Consider the following 20,450-nt stretch of genomic DNA (forward strand, 5'->3'; position numbering starts at 1 on the left):
CCCTACCGGAGCGCACAGGGAAAAGCTGGGCAGACCAGCGGTTACGTCACGCTCACAAGCCCACCAAACGACAACCAGCCATGGCAGACACATCAATCACTCAAGTCCACGGATCGAGGCTTAGCGTGAGTCAGCGCGGGTATGAAGTGTATCGAGGCTATTCAGAGCCATAGTCAAAACCCCGTTGCATTGTGTGCCTGATGGGCACACAATGGAGGGCATGGCGAGGAAGACGGAGCGGTTCGCAGTACGCCTGACTGCCGAGCAGGACGCGCTGATTCGTCGTGCCGCCGAAGTGGAGGGGACCGATCTCACCAACTTCACGGTGACAGCGACACTGGCTCATGCCCGCGAGGTGCTCGCCGATCGGCGGCTGTTCATGCTCGATGCGTCGGCCTGGTCGGAGTTCGTGTCGGTGCTGGACCGGCCGGTGTCGCACAAGCCGCGGCTGGAGAAGTTGTTCGCGGAGCCCTCGATCTTCGACGAGTGAGCGGCTATTCCGCGCCCCGGCCGATCAGCGAGCACCATGTGGTCGCCGACTTCGACAGCGGCGACCCCCCCCTGGACGACTACCTGCGGGGACGCGCCCTGGCCAACCACGTCGAGGGCGCCTCCCGGTGCTTCGTGACGTGCCGGGACGAACGTGTCGTCGGGTTCTACGCGCTGTCCTCGGCGGCAGTGGAGCGCGCCGGCACACCCGGACGGGTGCGACGCAACATGCCCGACCCGGTGCCGGTGATCCTGCTGTCGCGGCTGGCGATCGACCGCAAGGAACAAGGCCAGGGTCTGGGCGCTGCGCTACTGCGCGACGCGATCACCCGTGTGGTGGCCGCCGCTGAGATCATCGGTGTGCGGGCACTGCTGGTGCACGCGCTGCACGAGCGGCCCGAGCGTTCTACGCGCACTTCGATTTCGAGCCCTCACCGACCGACCCGCTGCACCTGCTGCTGTTGATCAAAGACGCCCGCGCCCTGCTCGACCCGCCGCAGAAGTGACCGGCTGATGCCCGATGACACGGAGAACACACCGGGGGACCGGCGCTGGCGATCGGCACAGACCTTCCAGGGGTTTCTCGACCACATGGAGGAGTTCCGGCGGTCACCGCAGGGCCAGCAGCTTCAGGCCGATCAACAGGCCGCCGAGGCCGACCTGCAGGCCTGGTTGGCCGGTCAGCCCGGCGTCGCCATCGGCCGCCACAGCGGGCAAGCTCCCGAGCAGTGGGAGGGCCGGGTCGACGGGCACAGTTTCTACTTCCGCGAACGGGGCGGGGACTGGGACATCGAACTGGACCTGCGCGAGCACCAGCCCGGCATCACCAAGGGAGACCTCATCGCCACCGGCACAGTCACCGCCCCCGGATATGGGCAGAGCCCCCGGGAGCGGGCGGCGTTCATCGTCACCACCATCCGCAACCATCTGCGGCACACGCAGACCGCCGAGGATGCCGCCCGGCCGGACTACGCCTACCGGGTCGAGTGGTCGCCGGCCGACAACGAGTTCGTCGGCCTGGTCGCCGAGTTCCCCTCGCTGTCCTGGTTGGCACCCACCGAGGACGAAGCGTTACGCGGCATCATCAAGGTCGTCGAGCAGATCGTGGCCGATGACCTCGACACCGCCGGTGGTGGACGCCGATGACCGAGGACAGCATCGACGCGGAGTTGCTGGGACAGTCGGCGTTCCACAAGCTCACGCACGGCTTTGCGATTCGCGACCGGCTGCGCGACGTGCTGGCCGAGCAGCAGGCTATCGAGCGGCAGTACCGCCGGCGCGACAACAGTGATGAGTACACCTCGCGCACGGCGTGGGCGGAGTGGATGCTTGAGTCGGATCTCGATTACACCGAATCAGCCTTGCTCCTAGGCGATTTCATCCACAACTTGCGCGCCGCGCTGGATCACGCCGTGTGGGCGATCACCCCGGCGCACATCCGGGAGAAGCGACCGACCGAGGTGGCGTTCGGGTTGCGCTCGACCGAGCAGAGCTACGCGAAGTGGGCGAAGGCTCGGCGTGACTGGTACGGGCCCGAGGTGTTCGAGGTGTTCAAAAGCAGCCAGCCGTTCAACGCCGCGGGCACCGGCACGCTGCATCCGCTGCACATCCTGCAGTTCCTATCGAATACCGACAAGCACCAGCTGCTCAACATCGTGGCCAACACCCAGGTCGACCTGGGCGGTGTCACTGTTGATCCGGAGCCACCCGGCGGCGTGGTCTCCACCGTCAACCAGGGTGTCGTCGCCAAGGGATCGATGCTGGCCCGAGTCGAGTTCGTAAGACCCACCCAGTCAGGGAAGACAGAGGTCACGCTGAAGCCGGTCTTTGCGTTCGAACAGGTCTTTCGGTACGTCGACCAAGACGGCGCACAGCAATGGCTGGTCGTCGGCGACGCATTGAACGAGATCGGCCCGGATGTCGTCGAGGCAGTCACCTATCTGCTCTCGGCGCACAAACGCGACCACGAAAACCGCTGACTCGCTGCGGATTACACGAGCCGGTCGCAGCCTTCTTCATCGCCCTCAACGCGACGGGTGGCAACGACCTAACGCCATCTGGCGCCAATGTTGAGTTCTTAACGCTCCGGAGGGCCGAGTATGGCCGCAGCCAGATCCACTGATTCTCGGAGTTTGCCGAACCTAGACCAGTTACCGGTATAGTGCCCGAACTGTCCTGCGACAATTCCGATGGACACCTTCGTTTTTCGTGCAAACGACTCGGCGTCTGCCTTCGTTTGTAAGAGGGCGAGTTCGCGTCGCTGCCGGTCGTTAAAGAACGTGTCGGACGCGAAGGCGTCGGCTGCGGTTTCTTGTTGGTCTGCATCGTCATCGACGCGCTTGGAACGTTCGAAATGTAGAAACGTGACCCGTTTGGGATGTAGGAGCACGTGCGCGACCTCATGGACGAGGGTGAACCAAAAAGTGTCGACAAATCTGTATCGGCCGGTAAGCGCAATGATCGGATGCGATGGCGTATGCCACCAGGTAGCACCAGAGATGCGCGTTTCGTCGATCTCAGGAACAAAGACCAGCAATACCCCGGCGCTCAACAGCATGGCTCGGGCCGCTCGAAAACCTTCCCCCACGGGTAGTCGACTCAGCGCTGGCAGTTGATGTGCGGCGGCCCTCAGCGCACTGGCGTCGTAGTCTGTTGCGCCGTCGAGCAACGTGTCAGCTTGGACTTCGGCGAGGCGTCGCCATAACGCCGTGGCGTATGGGTCGACACTAAATTTCTGGCTCCGTCGATAATTGACCTGCGGCGCAAGAAATATGCGATCGAACGACTTCTCGTCGGCAACCCGGAAGAACCGCAGCAATGCTTCGACTCGTGCGGAGGCCGGAGCGGAGAAGTCGACGACGCGATACTCCTGCAGGGCCTGCCTCGGAAATTTCGCAACCCAGTGCTGCATTCCTGCCAGCGTGGAGGCGGAGGTTCGGCGCACCTTGTCGGCCTGCCAGGTGGCGTCCATCTGAAGCAGCATTTCAGCGGGGATGTCGAGGACGCGCTCCAAGGCGACGGCGATATCAGGAGACAAAGGCACGTGCCCTTTGATCAGCTGATTGAAGTGCTTAGTGCTGATGTTGGTTCGAGCTGCGACGTCTGCCTGGGAGTACTCGAGTGCGTCGAGTTCGGCCTGAATCAGCGTGCCAGGCGGGACGGCCCAATCCGCCTCGAAGCGATTGGCCACATAGCGGAGCGTGGAATCCGAGCGCGAGTCGGCCATCAGCCAGCGTGTCGCAGCAGACTGGTTCCAGCGGCGTGGACGTCATCGACGCGTAGCGCTGCCTGCGTCGACACCCCTGTCCAGTAGTTAGCCGGATCTCCTCGCAGTACGTGCCCGGCCTTGGTCAGGACTACGGCGTGCATCGCTGCCTCCTTGTGTTCGACGACGATGCGGCCCACTGCCACATCGATGGGCTGGACGTGCACGCTGCGTAGCCGGCTCACCGAGCGCAGGTCGGCGGCGTGCCCCACGACTGACAGCAGAAGCCGTACGGCGTCGGCTGAGGCGGGGCATGCCCGCGTCAGCAGATCCCCAGACGTGCAGAGGCGCCGCAGATCGGGTGACATCCAAGCCAGAAAAATGTTATTACCTTTCAGGTAATGGCTACTGTCTGTAAGATCGATTACCAGATGCACCAACGCTACCTCGGTGCATAGCTACATCGTCGACGTGGCGCGCATCGCGAGCCGAAAGGAAGGATGACCGTGAACTCACCAAGGAAACTGACCGTCTACCTCGACGGATCGCCCCACGCCCTGGCGCCCGGCCGGTACACCGGCGCCCAGATCCGTGCTCTCGTGACTCCGCCGGCTCAGGACTTGTTCTGGGACATCGAAGACGCTGCAGATCCGGCTATCGCCGCCGACGTGGTAATCACGATCAGCGAAGAAATGCGGTTCTACACCTCGATGCCGGTGACCATCTACCTCAACACCCAGCCGTACACCGTGCCCGCCGGCGCGATCTCCGAACGGCAGCTGCGCCACCTGCCCACGCCGCCGATTAGCGGCGACGACGCCATCTGGCGCGACATTCCCGACGCCAACGACCGTCGCCTTGCCCACGGCGAGATGCTCGAGATCACCGGGGGCGAGCGATTCTTCTCAGCTCCCGAGCGGCACCGCCCCGTCACCATCATCGTCAACACACGGCCCAAGCGCGTCGAGCACCGCGAGCTGACCTTCGAGAATCTCGTGGGATTGGCCTTCGACAACCCGCCCACCGGCGAGAACGTCCTCTTCACCATCACCTACAGCAAGGCTGCCGGGCCGAACTCGAAGGGTTCGTTGCCCGTCGGCGGCGTCCTCACCGTCAAGGAAGGCACGATCGTCAGTGTCCAGCATTCCGATAAGTCTTAGCCCCGACCTGCGTCGCCTGCGCGATCAGGGCTACGCAGTCTCGATCGTCGGCGCGCACCTCCTGCTGTCTGATGTGCCCTACGTCACCGCCGACCGCCGGGTAGCGCGCGGCACCCTCGTCTCCGAGCTAACCCTGGCCGGACAGGTCACCGCCACACCGAGTGATCACGTCGTACGCTTCATCGGCGAAATGCCCTGCCACCCCGACGGAACCCCGCTGCGTGAAATGGTCATCGACTCCCAACCCCAGCAGATCAACGCTCAGCTGACGACCAATTACACCTTTAGCCACAAGCCAGCAGCCGGCTACCCCGACTACTTCGCCAAGATGACCACCTACGCCAATCTCCTGACCAGCCGAGCGCAGGCCATCGATCCCACCGTGTCTGCACAGCCTTACCCGCCGCTCACCGACGACGCCGACGACTCGCCCCTGGTATACCTCGACACCGCATCCAGCCGTGCCGGCATCACAGCCGTCACCTCCAAGCTGGCCGTGCCGAAGGTTGCAATAATCGGACTCGGCGGCACCGGCAGCTACGTCCTGGACTTCCTAGCGAAGACACCGATCCGCGAAATCCACCTCTTCGACGACGATGACTTTCTCCAGCACAACGCCTTTCGCAGCCCCGGCGCTGCAACACTGGACGAGCTGCACAATCACGTGGCCAAGGTCGACTACCACACTGCCCGGTACACGGCGATGCACCGCGGAATCGTTCCCCACCAGACTGCACTCGACGAGAACACGATCGATGGCATCGACGACATGGCCTTCGTCTTCGTGTGCATCGACGACGGGCCCGCGAAGAAGATCATCATCGACCGCTGCGAGCAACGCGGCATCCCCTTTGTCGACACCGGTATCGGCGTCGACGTCGTCGACGATGCACTGAGCGGCATAGTCCGCACCACCATCAGCCGTCCCCACCCACAGAGCCGCACGGCCGCGCGCTCACAGATCTCCCTCGGCGACACCGGAGATGACGCCTACCAGCACGGCGTGCAACTCGCCGAACTCAACGCCCTCAACGCGGCGCTCGCCGTCGTCGCGTTCAAAAAGGCCCTCGGCTTCTACGCAGACTTGACCCCCATCGACTCGACCAACTACACCCTGGCAACCAACGAGATTGACAACGTCGGCCCCGACCATGCCTGACATATCCCGCGCCGCATCCGTGTTCGGCCACCGCTTCGTCTCCGAGGTACCTCCATACCGGCACCTCGAACCATCAACCCTCTATGTCTGCATCGAGTACGCCACCACCGTGCACCTGTGCGCCTGCGGATGCGGACATGAAGTGGTCAACGCACTCTCGCCGACCGACTGGCGGATCACCTTCGACGGCGAAACGGTGTCACTCAGCCCATCAGTCAACAACAGCAGCTTGGCCTGCGCCTCTCACTACTGGATCAAACAGGGCCAAGTGCTTTGGTGTGAAACTGTGCCGACAGCTCGTGTCGAAGCCCTTCGCGCCGCCGACAGGCGCGCAAAGCAGCGCTACTACGAAGACGCAGGGGACCACTACCCTGAAGCCAAAAGGGCCTCTCGCCAAAACAAGCGGGCCAATCGCCTGTCACGCATCTGGCGCCGATTGCGACAACGCAGTTGAAAGGCGCGCCCCTCTCAGCAACCGGGACGCAATTGGGCTCCTGACAGATGACGGCGTAGAGGCAGTTATCTCAAGAACCGTGGTGTTCCGGATGCGATTAGACGGTACTTCCGCGTGTCAGTAGACCGCGGCCGATTTTGGTGAGTTGCCTGCGTTACGCCGGTTCGATGTGGGTCCTTGAGACCGTAACAACCACGGATCCGACTACGCGCCAGATTCCGCCTTATTCAAGGCGTTTGCGGAGTCGAACATCATTCTCGCGGTCTTGATCACTCCGCGCGCCATTACCAGGTTGCCGCCGGCTCCGATCGCGAACCCTACGCCGAACGGCGCCACTTTCCCGATGGCGATGATGCCCCGTTTTGTACCGTACTTGGTAATGAAGTGGGCTCCCAGAACCTTGTTGATCGACCGGATCGTCGAAAGAGGGACCGCGTTCGTCACGATTTTTCCAAGGTGAGGCCCAGTCCGGCTCGCCGCATTGGTGAAGAATGTTGATCCACCTCCGCCAGCCAGAACCATGAGTACTAGCGCTCGCTGGTGCTCAAAATCCTCCACTTTGACACCGCGAAGCTCTGCTGCGCTTAGAACATAAGCGGCTGCAGCGGCGAGGAACCAGGACGTATCGCCCGCGGCCGCAACAAGTCCCGCAGCAGTGCCAACACCGGGTGCCGCGGCCATCGCTCCTGTCGCAGCACCCGTCGTAGTCACAGCAGACGTAAAGGTCGTATCGACCTTTTTCAAGAGCTGCTCGTCGGACAGTTGAGGATGCTTGGACCGCAGCGCCTCTACACGCTGGCGCGCCAACTTGCCTGCCGTCTCGATCGACTTGTCCAGAGCCTGAAGAAGCTTATTCGAATCCGGTTCATTCATCTGGTCCCCCCGTTGTCCATCGTCACGCAGCGCCGTCTTTCGGAGCGGCGTTGTCCCGCACGGTGTTCAAGATGGCGACGATGTCGTCCACCTCGGCCTCACCGAACACGTCGTCGGGTCCCGTCGGCGCGTGGTCGATGTATGGCGATTCGTAGAGCCGAACGGGTTCCATGAAGCCGTTAGCTGTCAGTTCGGTGACAATGAGGTCCACGAAGCGGATCTGGGCCGCATTGAATCGCGTGCCATCTAGGTATGCGCCAAATGCTTCGGCGGCGGCCTCGCGGTCCAGCCCGACCAGCGACCGCACGAACAACCCCAGGCCATGCGACTGCTCCTTGGCCAGTTCAATGTCGGCTTGCTCTCCCGAACCGCTCTCGATAAGCATCTGCTCCAGCGAAGCGAGGTCATCGGGAGTCAGGGGCTTGTTGCGTCGTAACCGTTGCAGCGCAACGTGATCCTGGTGCTGTCTGAGATACGCGCGGGCCTTGGCCTGGAAACGTTCCCAGTTGGTGCCGGGCGTAATCCCTGGGAGATCAACGAGGGTGGCTTCGCTGAGTTCATCGGCGAAGTCGGTGTAGACCTGATTCCGTTTCACCTTCTCCAGGAATCGGAGCAAACCGCGCAGCTTGCGCCGAACGGATTCGAGCATCGGCAGAGTGACGTCGACCCACCACTCATCCCCGCCGACCTCTTCGAGAAGTACCTGTTGTGCCTTCACCGACGGGATCGCCGTCTGGCTCAACAGGCCAGTCGCGATGTTCTGAATCTGCTCGCGTAGCCGCTCGGCCGCGACAGCATCGCCTTCGAGTTGGGCGAGCTGACGGCGCAAGACGAGCATGTCAAAGCGCTTGGCGTCCTCGTCGTCATCCTTATGCGCCGACGGCAGCCCGGCGAGGTGTTCGGCGACATCGCCGGCAACCTCGGGCGTCAACGATGTCCAAGCCGGCCATTGCGAATACTGCTCGACCAACCTGCGGTGGGGTCGCACCAGGAAGTTGTCCAGGTTCATCCCCGTAACGGCCCGATGAAGCGACCACGCGACATCGACCCGCAATCCTCTTTCGGTCTCGGTGCCCTGCCCCTCGTCGGGTTCTGGCGCCGAGGGAGGCCAGGCGTGGTCGATTGCGGTGATCAGGCCAAGGCGCGTTTCGAACAGCCGCTGGTTCAATGACTTCTGGAACGAGCCTTCGGATCCCGGCAGGTCCTGGCTGAAGAATTCGAGGTTGCCGCAGAAGTCGAAGACGTAGAAGTTCTGCTTGTCCTTGCCGGGGCCGAAGAGGTCAGGGCGCAGGCGGGTGCCGCGGCCGATCATCTGCCAGAACTTGGTCTTGGACCGAACGAGCTTGAAGAAGACGAGGTTGACGACGTCGGGGACGTCGATGCCGGTGTCGAGCATGTCGACCGAGATGGCGATGTGTGGTGCCTTGTCGGTGACCGAGAAGTCGTCGATCAGCGACTGGGCATAGGCAGTGCTATGGGTGATCACCCGGGCGAATGTTCCGCCGTATTGCGGATATTGGACGTCGAAACGTCGTGCGATGAACTCGGCGTGGGCTTGGTTCTTGGCGAAGATGATGGTCTTACCGAGCCGGTCACCCTCGGCGACGCGGTGGCCCTTGCTCATCAGTTCGGCGAGCACCTTGTCGACAGTGTCCTCGTTGAACAGAAAGCGGTTGATCTCCTCAGTGCTGACTCCGTCGGGTGGGTCCTCGTCGCCCCAGTCCAGGGCGTCCCAGTCGTCCTTCTCCTCTTCGGACAGATCGGCGTAGCGGATCCCTTGGCGCAGGAATTTGGTGCCGACGGAGATCCCGACAGCAGGCACCAGGAAGCCTTCCTTGACGGCGTCGTCGAGGCTGTAGGCGTCTGTGGGTACGCCGTCTTCGAGGTGGAACAGCCGGTACGTGTTGTGGTCGACTTCGTCTTTGGGGGTGGCGGTCAGGCCGACGAGCAGCGAGTCGTACCAGTCGAAGATCGCCCGGTACTTCTGGTAGACGGAGCGGTGGGCTTCGTCGATGACGACGAGGTCGAAGTAACCCGGGCCGAATTTCCTTATGCCAGAGTCAGTGTCGTTGATAAGGTTCATCATCGTCGGGTAGGTGCACACGTACACCCGACCGTCGGTGATCTTCTCGGTCACCAGGTTCACGGTCGTCGCGTCGGGAAGGTGCGACTTGAACGCGTTGGCGGCTTGCGTGACCAGTGCGGTGCGGTCGGCGAGGAAGAGGACCCGTTTGACCCAGTTGGCTTCCATCAGCTGCTTCACGAGCGCGATGACTGTGCGGGTCTTCCCCGATCCGGTGGCCATCACCAATAGGGCTTCGCGTTCCTTCGCGGTGAACGCGTCATCGATCGCGCGGATCGCGCGATGTTGATAGTGCCGTTCTACGATGGCCGAGTCGATCGGCATGTCGGTCAACGGCTTGCGGGTGTCGCGGCGCTGGATCAGGAGCTCCAGCTCGTCCCGCGTGTAGAAGCCTTGGATCTCCCGCGGCGGATAGCCAGCCGCATCGTGCCAGATCCAGTGCTCGAAACCGTTGGTGTAGAAGATGACCGGCCGACGCCCGGTCATCTTCTCCAGGCAGTCCGCGTACAGCTTGGCCTGCTGCTGGCCGACCTGAGGGCTCTTGGTCGTCCGTTTGGCCTCCACGATCGCCAACGGGAGACCGTCTGCACCCCACAACACGTAGTCGATGAACCCCTTGCCGTCGCCATTGGGCATGCCGGTGACCGGGTACTCGCGGTCCTTGGCGTCTGCCAGGGGCCAGCCTGCTTCGGCGAGCATGACGTCGATGAACCGATCTCGGGTGTCGGCCTCGTTGTAGTCGCGGTCGTCGGTCTGCTGGTTTGTGGCTTGGACCTGCTTGATGGCCTCGCGCAACGCCGCGATCTCGGCGTCCTTCTGTGCGGCAAGCTCGTCCTTCTCCGCCAGCGCCTTCGCGTGGGTTTCGTCCTGGGCGGCGAACTTCGCCGCGAGCTGTGCGACTTTCTGACGCGAGAGCGGTGCCGCTGTTGCTGCGATCTTCGAATCGAACGCGGCCTTCATCGGAACCGCCTGCGGATTGGTCGAATACCGGAAAGCCGCCCACAACATCACGTGATGCAGTTCGCGCAGCGCATCCAGCGCGGCGCGTGGCGGGATCGGCTGCGCTTCGTGGACAGCGGTGTTGCCAAGCTTGCGGATCAGATTCAGCTTGATGGCGATCCCGACGCCAACCTTCGATTTGAACTTGGGGTCGTTGATCTTGGCGGCCAGGTCGTTCTTGTATGGAATTGGCAGTGCGAGAACTTCATACAAGTGGTCGACCAGCAATTCTACGGTCCGGCGGCTGTAGAAACACGCAGACCGGGGGTCACTGGTGGCATAGCTCTCCGCCCGCGTGCAGTCGGCGTGCATCTCCGGCCAGCCGATGGTCTGCAAGAAGGTGAAGTTCGACATGTCGCTACCTCACAGCTGTCCGGAGAACGCGCGTGATTGGAGTGCAAAGAAGACTCCGTCAAGCTGCTGCCCGCGCCGGACCACAGCTGCCCTCGTTTCCTGCATCGCCTGGACGCATCCACGAAAGTGCTCGCGGTCTGCTACAGGTGGAAGGGGAATCGGAAGGTCCCTGAGAATCGCCAGATTGATGTTTCGCTGGGCAGACTGAGGCGCAGCCGCTTCCAGGGTTGCCTGAAGAAACGTAAGCCAAGTCCGTACGTAAGTGGTAGTCGCTTCGTCAGCCGTGAAACCAACCACGCTATCTGGGAAGCAAGCGTCAAAGTCCAAGACGCTCGTTTGTGCGATGTTTGCCGCGATCGTGATGCAAAGAGTCCCAGCTGGCCATAGCTTGCTCTGGGCGAGCCCAAGCTCGGAGTACGTGGAACTATACGTAGAAATTGTTCCACCCGCGCGAGCAACATCGCCCGTTTGAATCAAAGGGTACGGCCCTCCGAGAAGTGCGGGGTCGTTGCGAGGGCGGTGCTTCGATACTCCTCGGTCTAGTTTTCCCACTTCTCCCAGTCGCTCAAGGGGATAGCCATGAGGGTTTGAGATGGGGTCACCAAACATCTCAATGAAGATGGCCTGCTCTAATCCCCCGAGCTTTGCCATCACGCTCAAGTTCTGTGTCCGTAGCGCAACAGCGTTATCGAGGATCACGCCGATGCGCCGCTGCTCATCGAGTGGCGGAAGAGGGACTCGCAAGCCTTCAAGAAAGTTCACGGGGACGCGACGTTGGCCGCCGCTACCAGTCATTCGTAGCTCCCCTGCGCGACGTACTCGTTCCTGCCGCAGGAAGTTCAGAAGGTATCGGTCATGGAGCTGCTCCGAAGGGCGTACCACGTGAAACTCGGTCGACCCGACGCCGATCTTGCAGCTGAGCTGCGCCTGCCCGATTTTGTTGTTCTCGAAGCATGGCGTGATCTTGGCAACGAGAATGTCGCCATCGGCGAAGGTGGTGTAACCCTTGCTCACCTCGCGGAAAGGACAAACTGTTGTCGACTGTGTCAGAGCGCTCGCGATGTCCAGATCGGCCATGCCTACGAAGCTGACTTCTTCGTCCGGTGCTACCTTTTCGGCCCTCGGGTTGATGTCGGCAACGTCCCCCAAGGCAACCATCTTCACGAGAGCATCGCCTTCAACTCCGCAAGCCCCGAGGCGATCTCGCCTTCGAGCTTCTCGATCTCCGCGATTATCTCGATCGGCGGCCGGTACTCGATCTCGTCATGAACGATCTCCTTAAACCGGTTCAGCGACAAGTCGTACCCCTGCGCGACGATGTCTTCCTTGGGAACACAGAAAGACTGTTCGGTTCGCGCCCGCTCAAGTTCAGATCCGGCGCGCTCGGTCCAACGCGACAGCACATCGGGAAGGTCGTTGGTCTCGACCGGATTCCGTTTGTCGTCCAACGAGAACCCATCAGCAGTGACGTCGTAGAACCACACTTGATCGGTGCCGCCTGAGTCCGTCTTCGTGAACAGGAGGATCGCCGTCGACACCCCGGCATAGGGTCTGAACACACCTGACGGCAGCTTCACGATTGCGTCCAGCTTCTGGTCTTCGACTAACATTCGCCGAAGATCCTTGTGCGCCCTCGATGATCCGAACAGCACGCCATCGGGCACGATGACTGCGGCACGTCCGCCCGGCTTCAACAACTTCAAGAACAACGCCACGAACAGGAGCTCGGTTTTCTTGGTCTTGACGACCCGCTGTAGATCCTTCGAAGTCGACTCGTAGTCCAGCGAGCCGGCGAAAGGAGGATTAGCAAGAATTAGCGTGTACTTCTCCGCGTCCTCAGAAGCGCCCTCGGACAGTGAATCTCGATATCGGATATCAGGGCTTTCGATGCCGTGCATCAACATATTCATGCTGGCGATCCGCAACATGGTGTTGTCGAAGTCATATCCATGAAACATGCTGGCGTGGAAGTGTTTCCGCTGAGCGACATCGGTTAGCACCGACGGGTGCTCGTCGCGGATGTACTCCGACGCAGCCACGAGGAAGCCCGCTGTGCCAGCTGCCGGATCACAGATCTCATCGGTTGGCGTCGGCGCCGTCATATCCACCATCAGCTTGATGATGTGGCGAGGCGTGCGGAACTGACCGTTGACACCAGCGCTCGCGATCTTCGACAGGAGGTACTCGTAAAGATCGCCGTTGGTGTCGCGGTCGTTCATCGGGATGTCGTCGAGCAGGTCCACAACTCGCGAGAGCAGCTGCGGGGTTGGGATCGTGAACCGGGCGTCCTTCATGTGGTCGCCGTAGGTTGAGCCGTCGCCACCGAGGGTCCGCAGGAACGGGAAGACCTTCTCCCCGACCGTCGCGAACATGACCGCCGGCTCCTCATTCTTGAAGCGCGACCACCGGAGCTCCTGTTGGTCCGAACCGAAACGGAGCTCACCGGCTGCGCCGAGACGAGCTTTACGCTCCTCGAGCGTCTCCAGGTCGTCGAGACGCCGGATGAATAGCAGGTAAGTGATCTGCTCGATGACCTCCAACGGGTTGGAGATGCCGCCAGACCAGAATGCGTCCCAGACCCGGTCGACTTTGCTCTTCAACTCACCGGTGATCACGGCGGCGGCCCCCTCAACTCATCGTCCTGAACTGAACGGAACTGTATATAGGACCCCGCCGACAAGTGGCGCACAACGCTGAGGATCGACTCACGGATCGGGGCGACCCCGCGTCAAGCGACCATCAAGATGGGGACTTAACACTCGGTATCCCGCGGACCTGCCGCCGGGAGGTTCACTGCGGAGTTACCCACAAAACACAAAGGTCACGAACCATTTCTGGTTCGTGACCTTAGCGCCTAGAGTTCGTAGAACTCCTCGTGGTGGGCGAAGGGGGACTTGAACCCCCACGTCCCGAAGGACACTGGCACCTGAAGCCAGCGCGTCTGCCATTCCGCCACTCGCCCGAATGACCGAGGGAGCCTATCACGCAGGCGTCCCGGCCTACCAACCGTACTGGGCCACCCCCGTGAACTCCAAAACGGGCCGTAGCGAAACTGTGACCTGCGCCGATGCGATTCTTACAGTTCTGTTGGTCACGCATCGCCCCAGATGGCGCTTACCATGCATGCAGGCATCGCCACCAGCCGACACGCTGGCGGCGTCACTGCGCGGGTAATACCAGCGCATCACGGCAAGGGAGGCGAGCGGGGAGATGGGGTTGGTCGGCCGCTTCGAGCGCAAGCTCGAGGACAAGGTCGGTGATGCCTTTGCCCGGGTCTTCGGCGGATCGATCGTTCCGCAGGAAGTGGAGTCGCTGCTGCGCCGGGAGGCCGACGCCGGCGCCCGCGAACTGCATGGTGGACGCATTTTGGCCCCGAACGATTACGTCATTACCCTCAGTGTGCCTGACTACCGAGAGGTGAGTGCCGATCCGGACATCACCGCGACCACGTTCGCCAAGCACTTGGAGGGATACATCCATGAGCAGGGATGGCAAACGTATGGTGATGTGGTCGTCAGATTCGAGCAGTCACCCAACCTGCACACCGGACAGTTTCGCGCGCGTGCCGCGGTCAATCCAGACGCGACCACAGTCGAACCCGCTCCACCCCCACGAGACGTCACGTCCCAGGCAGAACCAGGAGTACCACCGATGACCGACAACCCGACTTACCGCGGCGGCCAAGGACCGGGTCGGCCCGCGGACGACTACTACAACCGTCCCGAAGACGACCGCTACAACCGTCCGGACGAGCAGCGCGGCGGCCACGCCCAGGGCGACCAGGCCCCCGGCTACCCGGAGCAGGGCGGCTACCCGGCCCAGGATCAGGGCTACCCGCCCCGCGGCGGCTACCCCGAGCACGGTGGCTACCCCGAGCACGGTGGGTACCCGGATCAAGGTGGCTACGCGGAGCAGGGCGGCTACCCTCCGCAGTCCTATGAGCAGCGTCCGCCGTCCGGTTACGGCCCGCCCCCGGGCTACCCGGATCAGGGCTACCGGCAGGCACCTCCCGGATACGGCCCGCCCCCCGGTGGCCAGCCCGGCTACGGACCGCCGCCGTCGGGTGACTACAACTACGGCCGTCGCCCCGATGACGGCGGGTACGGCCCGCAGAGCCGGCCGTCCTACCCCGATCAGGGTGGCTACCCCGATCAGGGCGGTTACGGCGGCGGTCAGCAGTCCTATGGCGGCCAGGATTACGGGCAGCCCGATTACGGTCGCTACGGCGAGGCCCCGGCCGGTTACGCCGACCAGGGCTACGGTGAGCCCGCCGGCTACGGCGACCAGGGTTACGGGCAGGCCGGCGGCTACGGCGGATACGGCGCCCAGGGCGACTACCCGGCCGCCGGTGCGACCGTCACGCTGCAGCTCGACGACGGCAGCGGGCGCACCTACCAGCTGCGTGAAGGCGCCAATGTGATCGGTCGTGGCCAGGACGCCCAGTTCCGGCTGCCCGACACGGGCGTGTCGCGTCGTCACCTGGAGATCCGCTGGGACGGTCAGGTCGCGCTATTGTCGGACCTCAACTCCACCAACGGCACCACGGTGAACAACGCACCGGTCCAGGAGTGGCAGCTGGCCGACGGCGACGTCATCCGGCTCGGCCACTCCGAGATCATCGTCCGCGTCCACTGAGGTCAAGCCGCTCGGGGGACGCGGTCGCGTGGTGCTCACGCCGATCGACGCCCACGTATGGTGGCGGTGCCGATAGGGCGGAGACGGAGAGGACGTCAGATGCAGGGCCTGGTACTGCAGCTGACCCGTGTCGGCTTCCTTCTACTGCTGTGGCTGTTCATCTGGTCGGTGCTGCGCATCCTGCGTACCGACATCTACGCCCCCACCGGTGCGGTGATGGTACGGCGCGGGCTTCCGCTGCGGGGTTCGCTGCTGCCCAACCGCACCCGCAGGCATGTGCCCCGGCAGCTGGTGGTGACCGAGGGAGCGCTGGCCGGCACCCGCATTCCGCTGGGCACGCAGCCGGTGCTGATCGGTCGCGCCGATGACTCGACGCTCGTGCTCACCGACGATTACGCCTCGACCCGCCACGCCAGGCTCTCGCCACGCGGTCCGGAATGGTATGTAGAGGACCTAGGATCAACAAACGGTACATACCTCGACAGGGCGAAGGTGACGACAGCGGTACGAGTTCCGATGGGCACACCGGTGCGAATCGGCAAGACGGTGATCGAGCTGCGCCCGTGACGCTCGTCCTTCGATACGCGGCCCGCAGCGACCGGGGGTTGGTGCGCGCCAACAACGAAGACTCGGTCTACGCCGGTGCGCGCCTGCTCGCGCTGGCCGACGGCATGGGCGGCCACGCCGCCGGCGAGGTGGCCTCCCAACTGGTGATCGCCGCGCTCGCTCACCTTGACGACGACGAACCCGGCGGCGATCTGCTCAGCAAGCTCGATGCCGCGGTGCGCGAAGGCAACTCGGCGATCGCCGCGCACGTCGAGGCCGATCCCGAACTCGAGGGCATGGGCACCACGCTCACCGCAATCCTCTTCGCGGGCAACCGGCTTGGTCTTGTGCACATCGGCGACTCGCGGGGATACCTACTGCGCGACGGTGAGCTGACCCAGATCACCAAGGACGACACCTTCGTCCAGACCCTGGTGGACGAGGGCCGGATCACCGCCGAGGAGGCGCACAGCCACCCGCAGCGGTCCCTGATCATGCGGGCGCTGACGGGCCACGAGGTCGAGCCGACGCTGATCATGCGCGAGGCGCGCGCCGGCGACCGGTACCTGCTGTGCTCGGACGGCCTGTCGGATCCGGTCAGCCACGACACCATCGCCGAGGCTCTGCAGATCGAGGACGTCGCCGAAAGTGCGGATCGCCTCATCGAATTGGCGCTGCGCGGCGGCGGACCCGACAACGTGACCGTGGTGGTCGCCGACGTCGTCGACTATGACTACGGCCAGACCCAGCCCATCCTGGCGGGCGCGGTGTCCGGCGACGACGACCAGAGCGCGCCTCCGAACACCGCCGCGGGCCGCGCGTCGGCGTTCAATCCGAAGCGCAATGAAGCCAAACGCGTTGTGCCGCAGCCGGAAGAACCGCCGCCGCGTCCCCGCTCCAGGCGCCGCATGTTCATCGCCGCGGCGGTGCTGATTCTCGTGGTCCTGGCCGGCCTCGCCGTCGCACGCGAGATCGTGCGCAACAACTACTACGTCAGCGAGAACGCGGGCACCGTCTCCATCATGCGGGGTGTTCAGGGCTCCTTTCTCGGCTACTCCCTCCAGGAGCCCTACCTCCTGGGATGCCTGAACGCCCGCAACGAACTTTCCCTCATCAGCGCCGACCAATCCCGCGACAACCTGGACTGCCGACTGCTCGGCGTCGACGACATGCGGCCCTCCGAACGCGCGCAGGTGATCGCCGGACTGCCGTCGGGATCGCTCGACGAAGCCATCCGCCAGATCGAGGAGCTGTCCCGCAGTTCCGTGTTGCCGGTGTGCGCTCCCCCGGCGCCGACCACCCGGCCGCCGGCCCCGTCGCCGCGACCCGCCCCGACCTCGGGCCCGTCGCCGACCTCCGGCGCGCCGCAGACCACCAGCCCCGCACCCCGCACCAGCCCGGCACCCGAAACACCGCGCACGGTCACCGGTTCCGCTCCGGCGCCGGCGACGCCGTCTCCCGCGCCGCCGTCGCCGTCACCCTCGGCCCCGTTGCCGACGGTGACCGCACTGCCGCCGCCACCGCCTGAACCGGGAACGAACTGCCGGGAAATCTCATGACGACCCAGCCGCAGCCCGCCGTCGCGGTGACGCCTCCGCTGCCGAACCGCCGCAACGCCGAGCTGTTCCTGCTCGCGTTCGCCGCGCTGATCACCACGATCGCGCTGCTGCTCGTCGAGGCGAACCAGGAGCAGGGGCTGCGCTGGGACCTGGCTCAGTACACGGTGGCCTATCTGGCGCTGTTCACCGGCGCTCACCTGGCCGTGCGCCGCTTCGCCCCGTACGCCGATCCGCTGCTGCTTCCGGTGGTCGCACTGCTGAACGGCTTGGGGCTGGTCATGATTCACCGGCTCGACCTCGCCGAGGGCGAAACCACCGCCCAGGGTCTGGGCGGCACCGCCAACCAGCAGATGCTATGGACGCTGGCCGGGGTGCTCGGCTTCTCCGCTGTCGTGATCTTCCTGCGCGATCACCGCATGCTGTCCCGGTACGGCTACGTATGCGGGCTGACCGGCCTTGTGCTGCTGGCCATTCCGGCGGTGCTCCCCCGCTCGATGTCCGAGCAGAATGGCGCCAAGATCTGGATTCAGTTCGAGGGCTTCTCGATTCAGCCCGCCGAGTTCTCCAAGATCCTGCTGCTGATCTTCTTCGCCTCAGTGCTGGTGTCCAAGCGCGACCTGTTCACCAGTGCCGGAAAGCATGTCCTGGGCATGGATCTGCCGCGGCCCCGCGACCTGGCCCCGCTGCTGGCGGCGTGGATCGCCTCGATCGGCGTGATGATCTTCGAGAAGGACCTCGGGACCTCGCTGCTGCTGTACGCGTCGTTCCTGGTGATGGTCTACATCGCGACCGAGCGGTTCAGCTGGGTGGTGCTCGGGTTGGCGCTGTTCGCCGCCGGAAGTGTGGTCGCCTACTACGCTTTCGACCACGTCCGGGTGCGGGTGCAGACCTGGCGCGACCCGTTCGCCGACCCCGACGGCGCCGGCTACCAGATGGTGCAGTCGCTGTTCAGCTTCGCCACCGGCGGCATCTTCGGCACCGGGCTGGGTAACGGCCAGCCGGGGACGGTACCGGCCGCGTCCACCGACTTCATCATCGCCGCAATCGGCGAAGAGCTTGGGCTGGTCGGCCTTTCAGCTGTGCTGATGCTCTACACCATCGTGATCGTCCGCGGGCTGCGCACCGCGATCGCGGTGCGTGACAGCTTCGGCAAGCTGCTCGCCGCCGGCCTGGCCGCCACTCTGGCGATCCAGCTGTTCATCGTCGTCGGCGGCGTCACCAAGCTGATCCCGCTGACCGGCCTGACCACACCGTGGATGTCCTACGGCGGCTCGTCGCTGGTGGCCAACTATCTGCTGCTGGCGATCCTGGTCTGCATCTCGCACACCGCCCGGCGACCGCTCGGCGCCAGGCCGCTGCCGCCCGGCAACATCGCGGCAGCCAGCACCGAGGTGATCCAGAAGGTATGAACACCTCGCTGCGCCGCATCTCCGTCATGATCATGGGTTTGGTCGTGCTGCTGCTCGCCAACGCCACCTTGACCCAGGTGTTCACCGCTGACGGTCTGCGCGCCGATCCGCGCAACCAGCGGGTGTTGCTCGACGAGTACTCCCGCCAGCGCGGCCAGATCACCGCGGGCGGGCAGCTGCTCGCCTACTCGGTGTCGACCGAAGGCCGGTTCCGGTTCCTGCGCGTGTACCCCAACCCGATGACCTACGCCCCTGTCACCGGTTTCTACTCGCTGAGCTACTCCAGCACCGGGCTGGAACGCGCCGAGGACAGCGTGCTCAACGGTTCCGACGAGCGGCTGTTCGGGCGTCGTCTGGCCGACTTCTTCACCGGCCGCGACCCCCGCGGCGGCAATGTGTCCACCACCATCAACCCGCAGGTGCAGCAGGCCGCCTGGGACGCGATGGAGAAGGGCTGCGACGGACCGTGCACCGGCTCGGTGGTGGCGTTGGAGCCGTCGACCGGCAAGATCCTGGCACTGGTCTCGGCGCCGTCGTATGACCCGAACCTGCTGGCCACCCACGACGTCGCCAAACAGGCCGAGGCGTGGCAGCAGCTGCGTGACGACCCGCAGTCACCGCTGCTCAACCGCGCCATCGCCGAGACCTACCCGCCTGGGTCGACGTTCAAGGTGATCACCACCGCGGCGGCACTGCAGGCCGGCGCCACTCCGGACACACAGCTGACCGCGGCCCCGCAGATCCCGCTGCCGGACAGCACGGCGACGCTGGAGAATTTCGGCGGCACACCTTGCGGCGCGGGCCCGACCACCTCGCTGCGGAACGCGTTCGCCAACTCCTGCAACACCGCGTTCGTCCAGCTCGGCATCGACACCGGCGCCGACCAGTTACGCAACACCGCCAGCGCATTCGGCGTCGGCGAAGATGCGCCGGCGATCCCGTTGCAGGTGGCCGAATCCACCGTCGGCCCCATCGACGACGACGCGGCGCTCGGGATGTCCAGCATCGGGCAGCGCGACGTCGCACTGACGCCGTTGCAGAACGCGATGATCGCCGCGACCGTCGCGAACAAAGGGGTGACGATGCGTCCCTACCTGGTGGAAAGCCTGCGAGGTCCGGACCTGGCGAACATCGCCACCACCGCCCCCACCCAAGAGCGGCGGGCCGTCACCGAGCAGGTCGCGGATACACTTACGGACTTGATGGTCGCCGCCGAGCAGGTGACTCAGCAGAAGGGAGCCATCGCCGGCGTGCAGATCGCATCCAAGACCGGCACCGCGGAGCACGGCACGGATCCGCGCAATACGCCGCCGCATGCCTGGTACATCGCTTTCGCGCCTGCTCAGGCACCCAAAGTCGCGGTCGCGGTGCTTGTCGAGAACGGCGGTAACCGCCTGTCCGCGACGGGCGGCGCACTTGCCGCCCCGATCGGCCGGGCGACGATCGCCGCGGCGCTGAGGGAGGCCTCATGAGGCACCTTGCCGGAGGCGGGCCAATGAGCCACCTCGCCGGAGGCGGGCCAATG

Annotated in this window: 16 protein-coding genes, 1 tRNA gene and 2 pseudogenes; 12 read left to right on the top strand and 7 right to left on the bottom strand. The window is 64.1% G+C overall.

The window, feature by feature from the left end:
- Positions 1-184: 184 nt before the first annotated feature.
- The 4 genes and pseudogenes from ACTWP6_RS26515 to ACTWP6_RS26530 form a co-directional block, all read left to right on the top strand.
- Positions 185-490: pseudogene (locus ACTWP6_RS26515) on the top strand (type II toxin-antitoxin system TacA family antitoxin); the annotation flags it as partial.
- Positions 487-995, top strand: a pseudogene (locus tag ACTWP6_RS26520) (GNAT family N-acetyltransferase). The pseudogenes ACTWP6_RS26515 and ACTWP6_RS26520, both read left to right, overlap by 4 nt.
- A 7-nt stretch (positions 996-1,002) precedes the next feature.
- A complete protein-coding gene (locus ACTWP6_RS26525; protein WP_443189261.1) occupies positions 1,003-1,635 on the top strand; it encodes a hypothetical protein in 633 nt (210 codons plus the stop codon).
- Entirely contained in the window at positions 1,632-2,468 is an 837-nt protein-coding gene (locus tag ACTWP6_RS26530) for a hypothetical protein (protein WP_443189262.1), read from the top strand. Before ACTWP6_RS26525 ends, ACTWP6_RS26530 begins: the two co-directional genes overlap by 4 nt.
- Positions 2,469-2,566: 98 nt before the next feature.
- Here the strand turns inward: ACTWP6_RS26530 and ACTWP6_RS26535 are convergent, their stop codons facing one another.
- Both ACTWP6_RS26535 and ACTWP6_RS26540 read right to left on the bottom strand, forming a co-directional pair.
- Entirely contained in the window at positions 2,567-3,715 is a 1,149-nt protein-coding gene (locus ACTWP6_RS26535; protein WP_443189263.1) for an ImmA/IrrE family metallo-endopeptidase, read from the bottom strand.
- Positions 3,715-4,062: a hypothetical protein gene (locus ACTWP6_RS26540; RefSeq protein ID WP_443189264.1), complete on the bottom strand. Its 348-nt coding sequence runs from the start codon at positions 4,060-4,062 to the stop codon at positions 3,715-3,717. Before ACTWP6_RS26540 ends, ACTWP6_RS26535 begins: the two co-directional genes overlap by 1 nt.
- Positions 4,063-4,200: 138 nt before the next feature.
- Between ACTWP6_RS26540 and ACTWP6_RS26545 the strand changes: the two genes are divergently transcribed.
- From ACTWP6_RS26545 to ACTWP6_RS26555, 3 genes are read left to right on the top strand one after another with little or no spacing between them, the layout of a single operon-like run.
- Complete coding sequence (locus tag ACTWP6_RS26545; protein WP_162562199.1) at positions 4,201-4,854, top strand: multiubiquitin domain-containing protein; 654 nt, start codon at positions 4,201-4,203, stop codon at positions 4,852-4,854.
- On the top strand, positions 4,829-6,013 hold the full coding sequence (locus ACTWP6_RS26550; protein WP_443189265.1) for a ThiF family adenylyltransferase: 1,185 nt from the start codon (positions 4,829-4,831) through the stop codon (positions 6,011-6,013). Before ACTWP6_RS26545 ends, ACTWP6_RS26550 begins: the two co-directional genes overlap by 26 nt.
- Positions 6,006-6,467 (top strand): DUF6527 family protein, encoded by a 462-nt coding sequence (locus ACTWP6_RS26555; protein ID WP_443189266.1) that lies wholly within the window; start codon positions 6,006-6,008, stop codon positions 6,465-6,467. The genes ACTWP6_RS26550 and ACTWP6_RS26555 overlap by 8 nt, the downstream gene beginning before the upstream one ends.
- A gap of 204 nt (positions 6,468-6,671) precedes the next feature.
- On the opposite strand, the gene ACTWP6_RS26560 is transcribed toward ACTWP6_RS26555, so the two are convergent.
- The 5 genes from ACTWP6_RS26560 to ACTWP6_RS26580 all read right to left on the bottom strand — a co-directional run bounded on the left by ACTWP6_RS26560 (position 6,672) and on the right by ACTWP6_RS26580 (position 13,738).
- Positions 6,672-7,340: a hypothetical protein gene (locus tag ACTWP6_RS26560; protein ID WP_443189267.1), complete on the bottom strand. Its 669-nt coding sequence runs from the start codon at positions 7,338-7,340 to the stop codon at positions 6,672-6,674.
- A gap of 22 nt (positions 7,341-7,362) precedes the next feature.
- A complete protein-coding gene (locus ACTWP6_RS26565) occupies positions 7,363-10,776 on the bottom strand; it encodes a DEAD/DEAH box helicase family protein (protein WP_443189268.1) in 3,414 nt (1,137 codons plus the stop codon).
- 9 nt (positions 10,777-10,785) lie between these two features.
- Positions 10,786-11,934 carry a restriction endonuclease subunit S gene (locus ACTWP6_RS26570; RefSeq protein ID WP_443189283.1) on the bottom strand — a complete coding sequence of 383 codons (1,149 nt, stop codon included), beginning with the start codon at positions 11,932-11,934 and terminating at the stop codon, positions 10,786-10,788.
- Positions 11,935-11,936: 2 nt separating this feature from the next.
- Positions 11,937-13,391: a type I restriction-modification system subunit M gene (locus ACTWP6_RS26575; protein WP_443189269.1), complete on the bottom strand. Its 1,455-nt coding sequence runs from the start codon at positions 13,389-13,391 to the stop codon at positions 11,937-11,939.
- A gap of 261 nt (positions 13,392-13,652) precedes the next feature.
- Positions 13,653-13,738, bottom strand: a tRNA-Leu gene (locus ACTWP6_RS26580).
- Between the two features lie 248 nt (positions 13,739-13,986).
- On the opposite strand from ACTWP6_RS26580, the gene ACTWP6_RS26585 reads away from it, so the two are divergent.
- The 5 genes from ACTWP6_RS26585 (at position 13,987) to pbpA (ending at position 20,397) form a co-directional block, all read left to right on the top strand.
- Positions 13,987-15,411 (top strand): FhaA domain-containing protein, encoded by a 1,425-nt coding sequence (locus ACTWP6_RS26585; RefSeq protein WP_443189270.1) that lies wholly within the window; start codon positions 13,987-13,989, stop codon positions 15,409-15,411.
- A gap of 99 nt (positions 15,412-15,510) precedes the next feature.
- Positions 15,511-15,978, top strand: coding sequence for an FHA domain-containing protein FhaB/FipA (locus ACTWP6_RS26590; protein ID WP_260756145.1), 468 nt, complete (start codon positions 15,511-15,513; stop codon positions 15,976-15,978).
- Entirely contained in the window at positions 15,975-17,516 is a 1,542-nt protein-coding gene (locus tag ACTWP6_RS26595; RefSeq protein ID WP_443189271.1) for a PP2C family protein-serine/threonine phosphatase, read from the top strand. The genes ACTWP6_RS26590 and ACTWP6_RS26595 overlap by 4 nt, the downstream gene beginning before the upstream one ends.
- On the top strand, positions 17,513-18,925 hold the full coding sequence (locus ACTWP6_RS26600) for an FtsW/RodA/SpoVE family cell cycle protein (protein WP_443189272.1): 1,413 nt from the start codon (positions 17,513-17,515) through the stop codon (positions 18,923-18,925). Before ACTWP6_RS26595 ends, ACTWP6_RS26600 begins: the two co-directional genes overlap by 4 nt.
- Complete coding sequence (gene pbpA / locus ACTWP6_RS26605) at positions 18,922-20,397, top strand: D,D-transpeptidase PbpA (protein WP_443189273.1); 1,476 nt, start codon at positions 18,922-18,924, stop codon at positions 20,395-20,397. The genes ACTWP6_RS26600 and pbpA overlap by 4 nt, the downstream gene beginning before the upstream one ends.
- Positions 20,398-20,450 lie beyond the last annotated feature (53 nt).

The organism is Mycobacterium sp. 4D054, assembly GCF_052245755.1.
Classification (GTDB): domain Bacteria; phylum Actinomycetota; class Actinomycetes; order Mycobacteriales; family Mycobacteriaceae; genus Mycobacterium.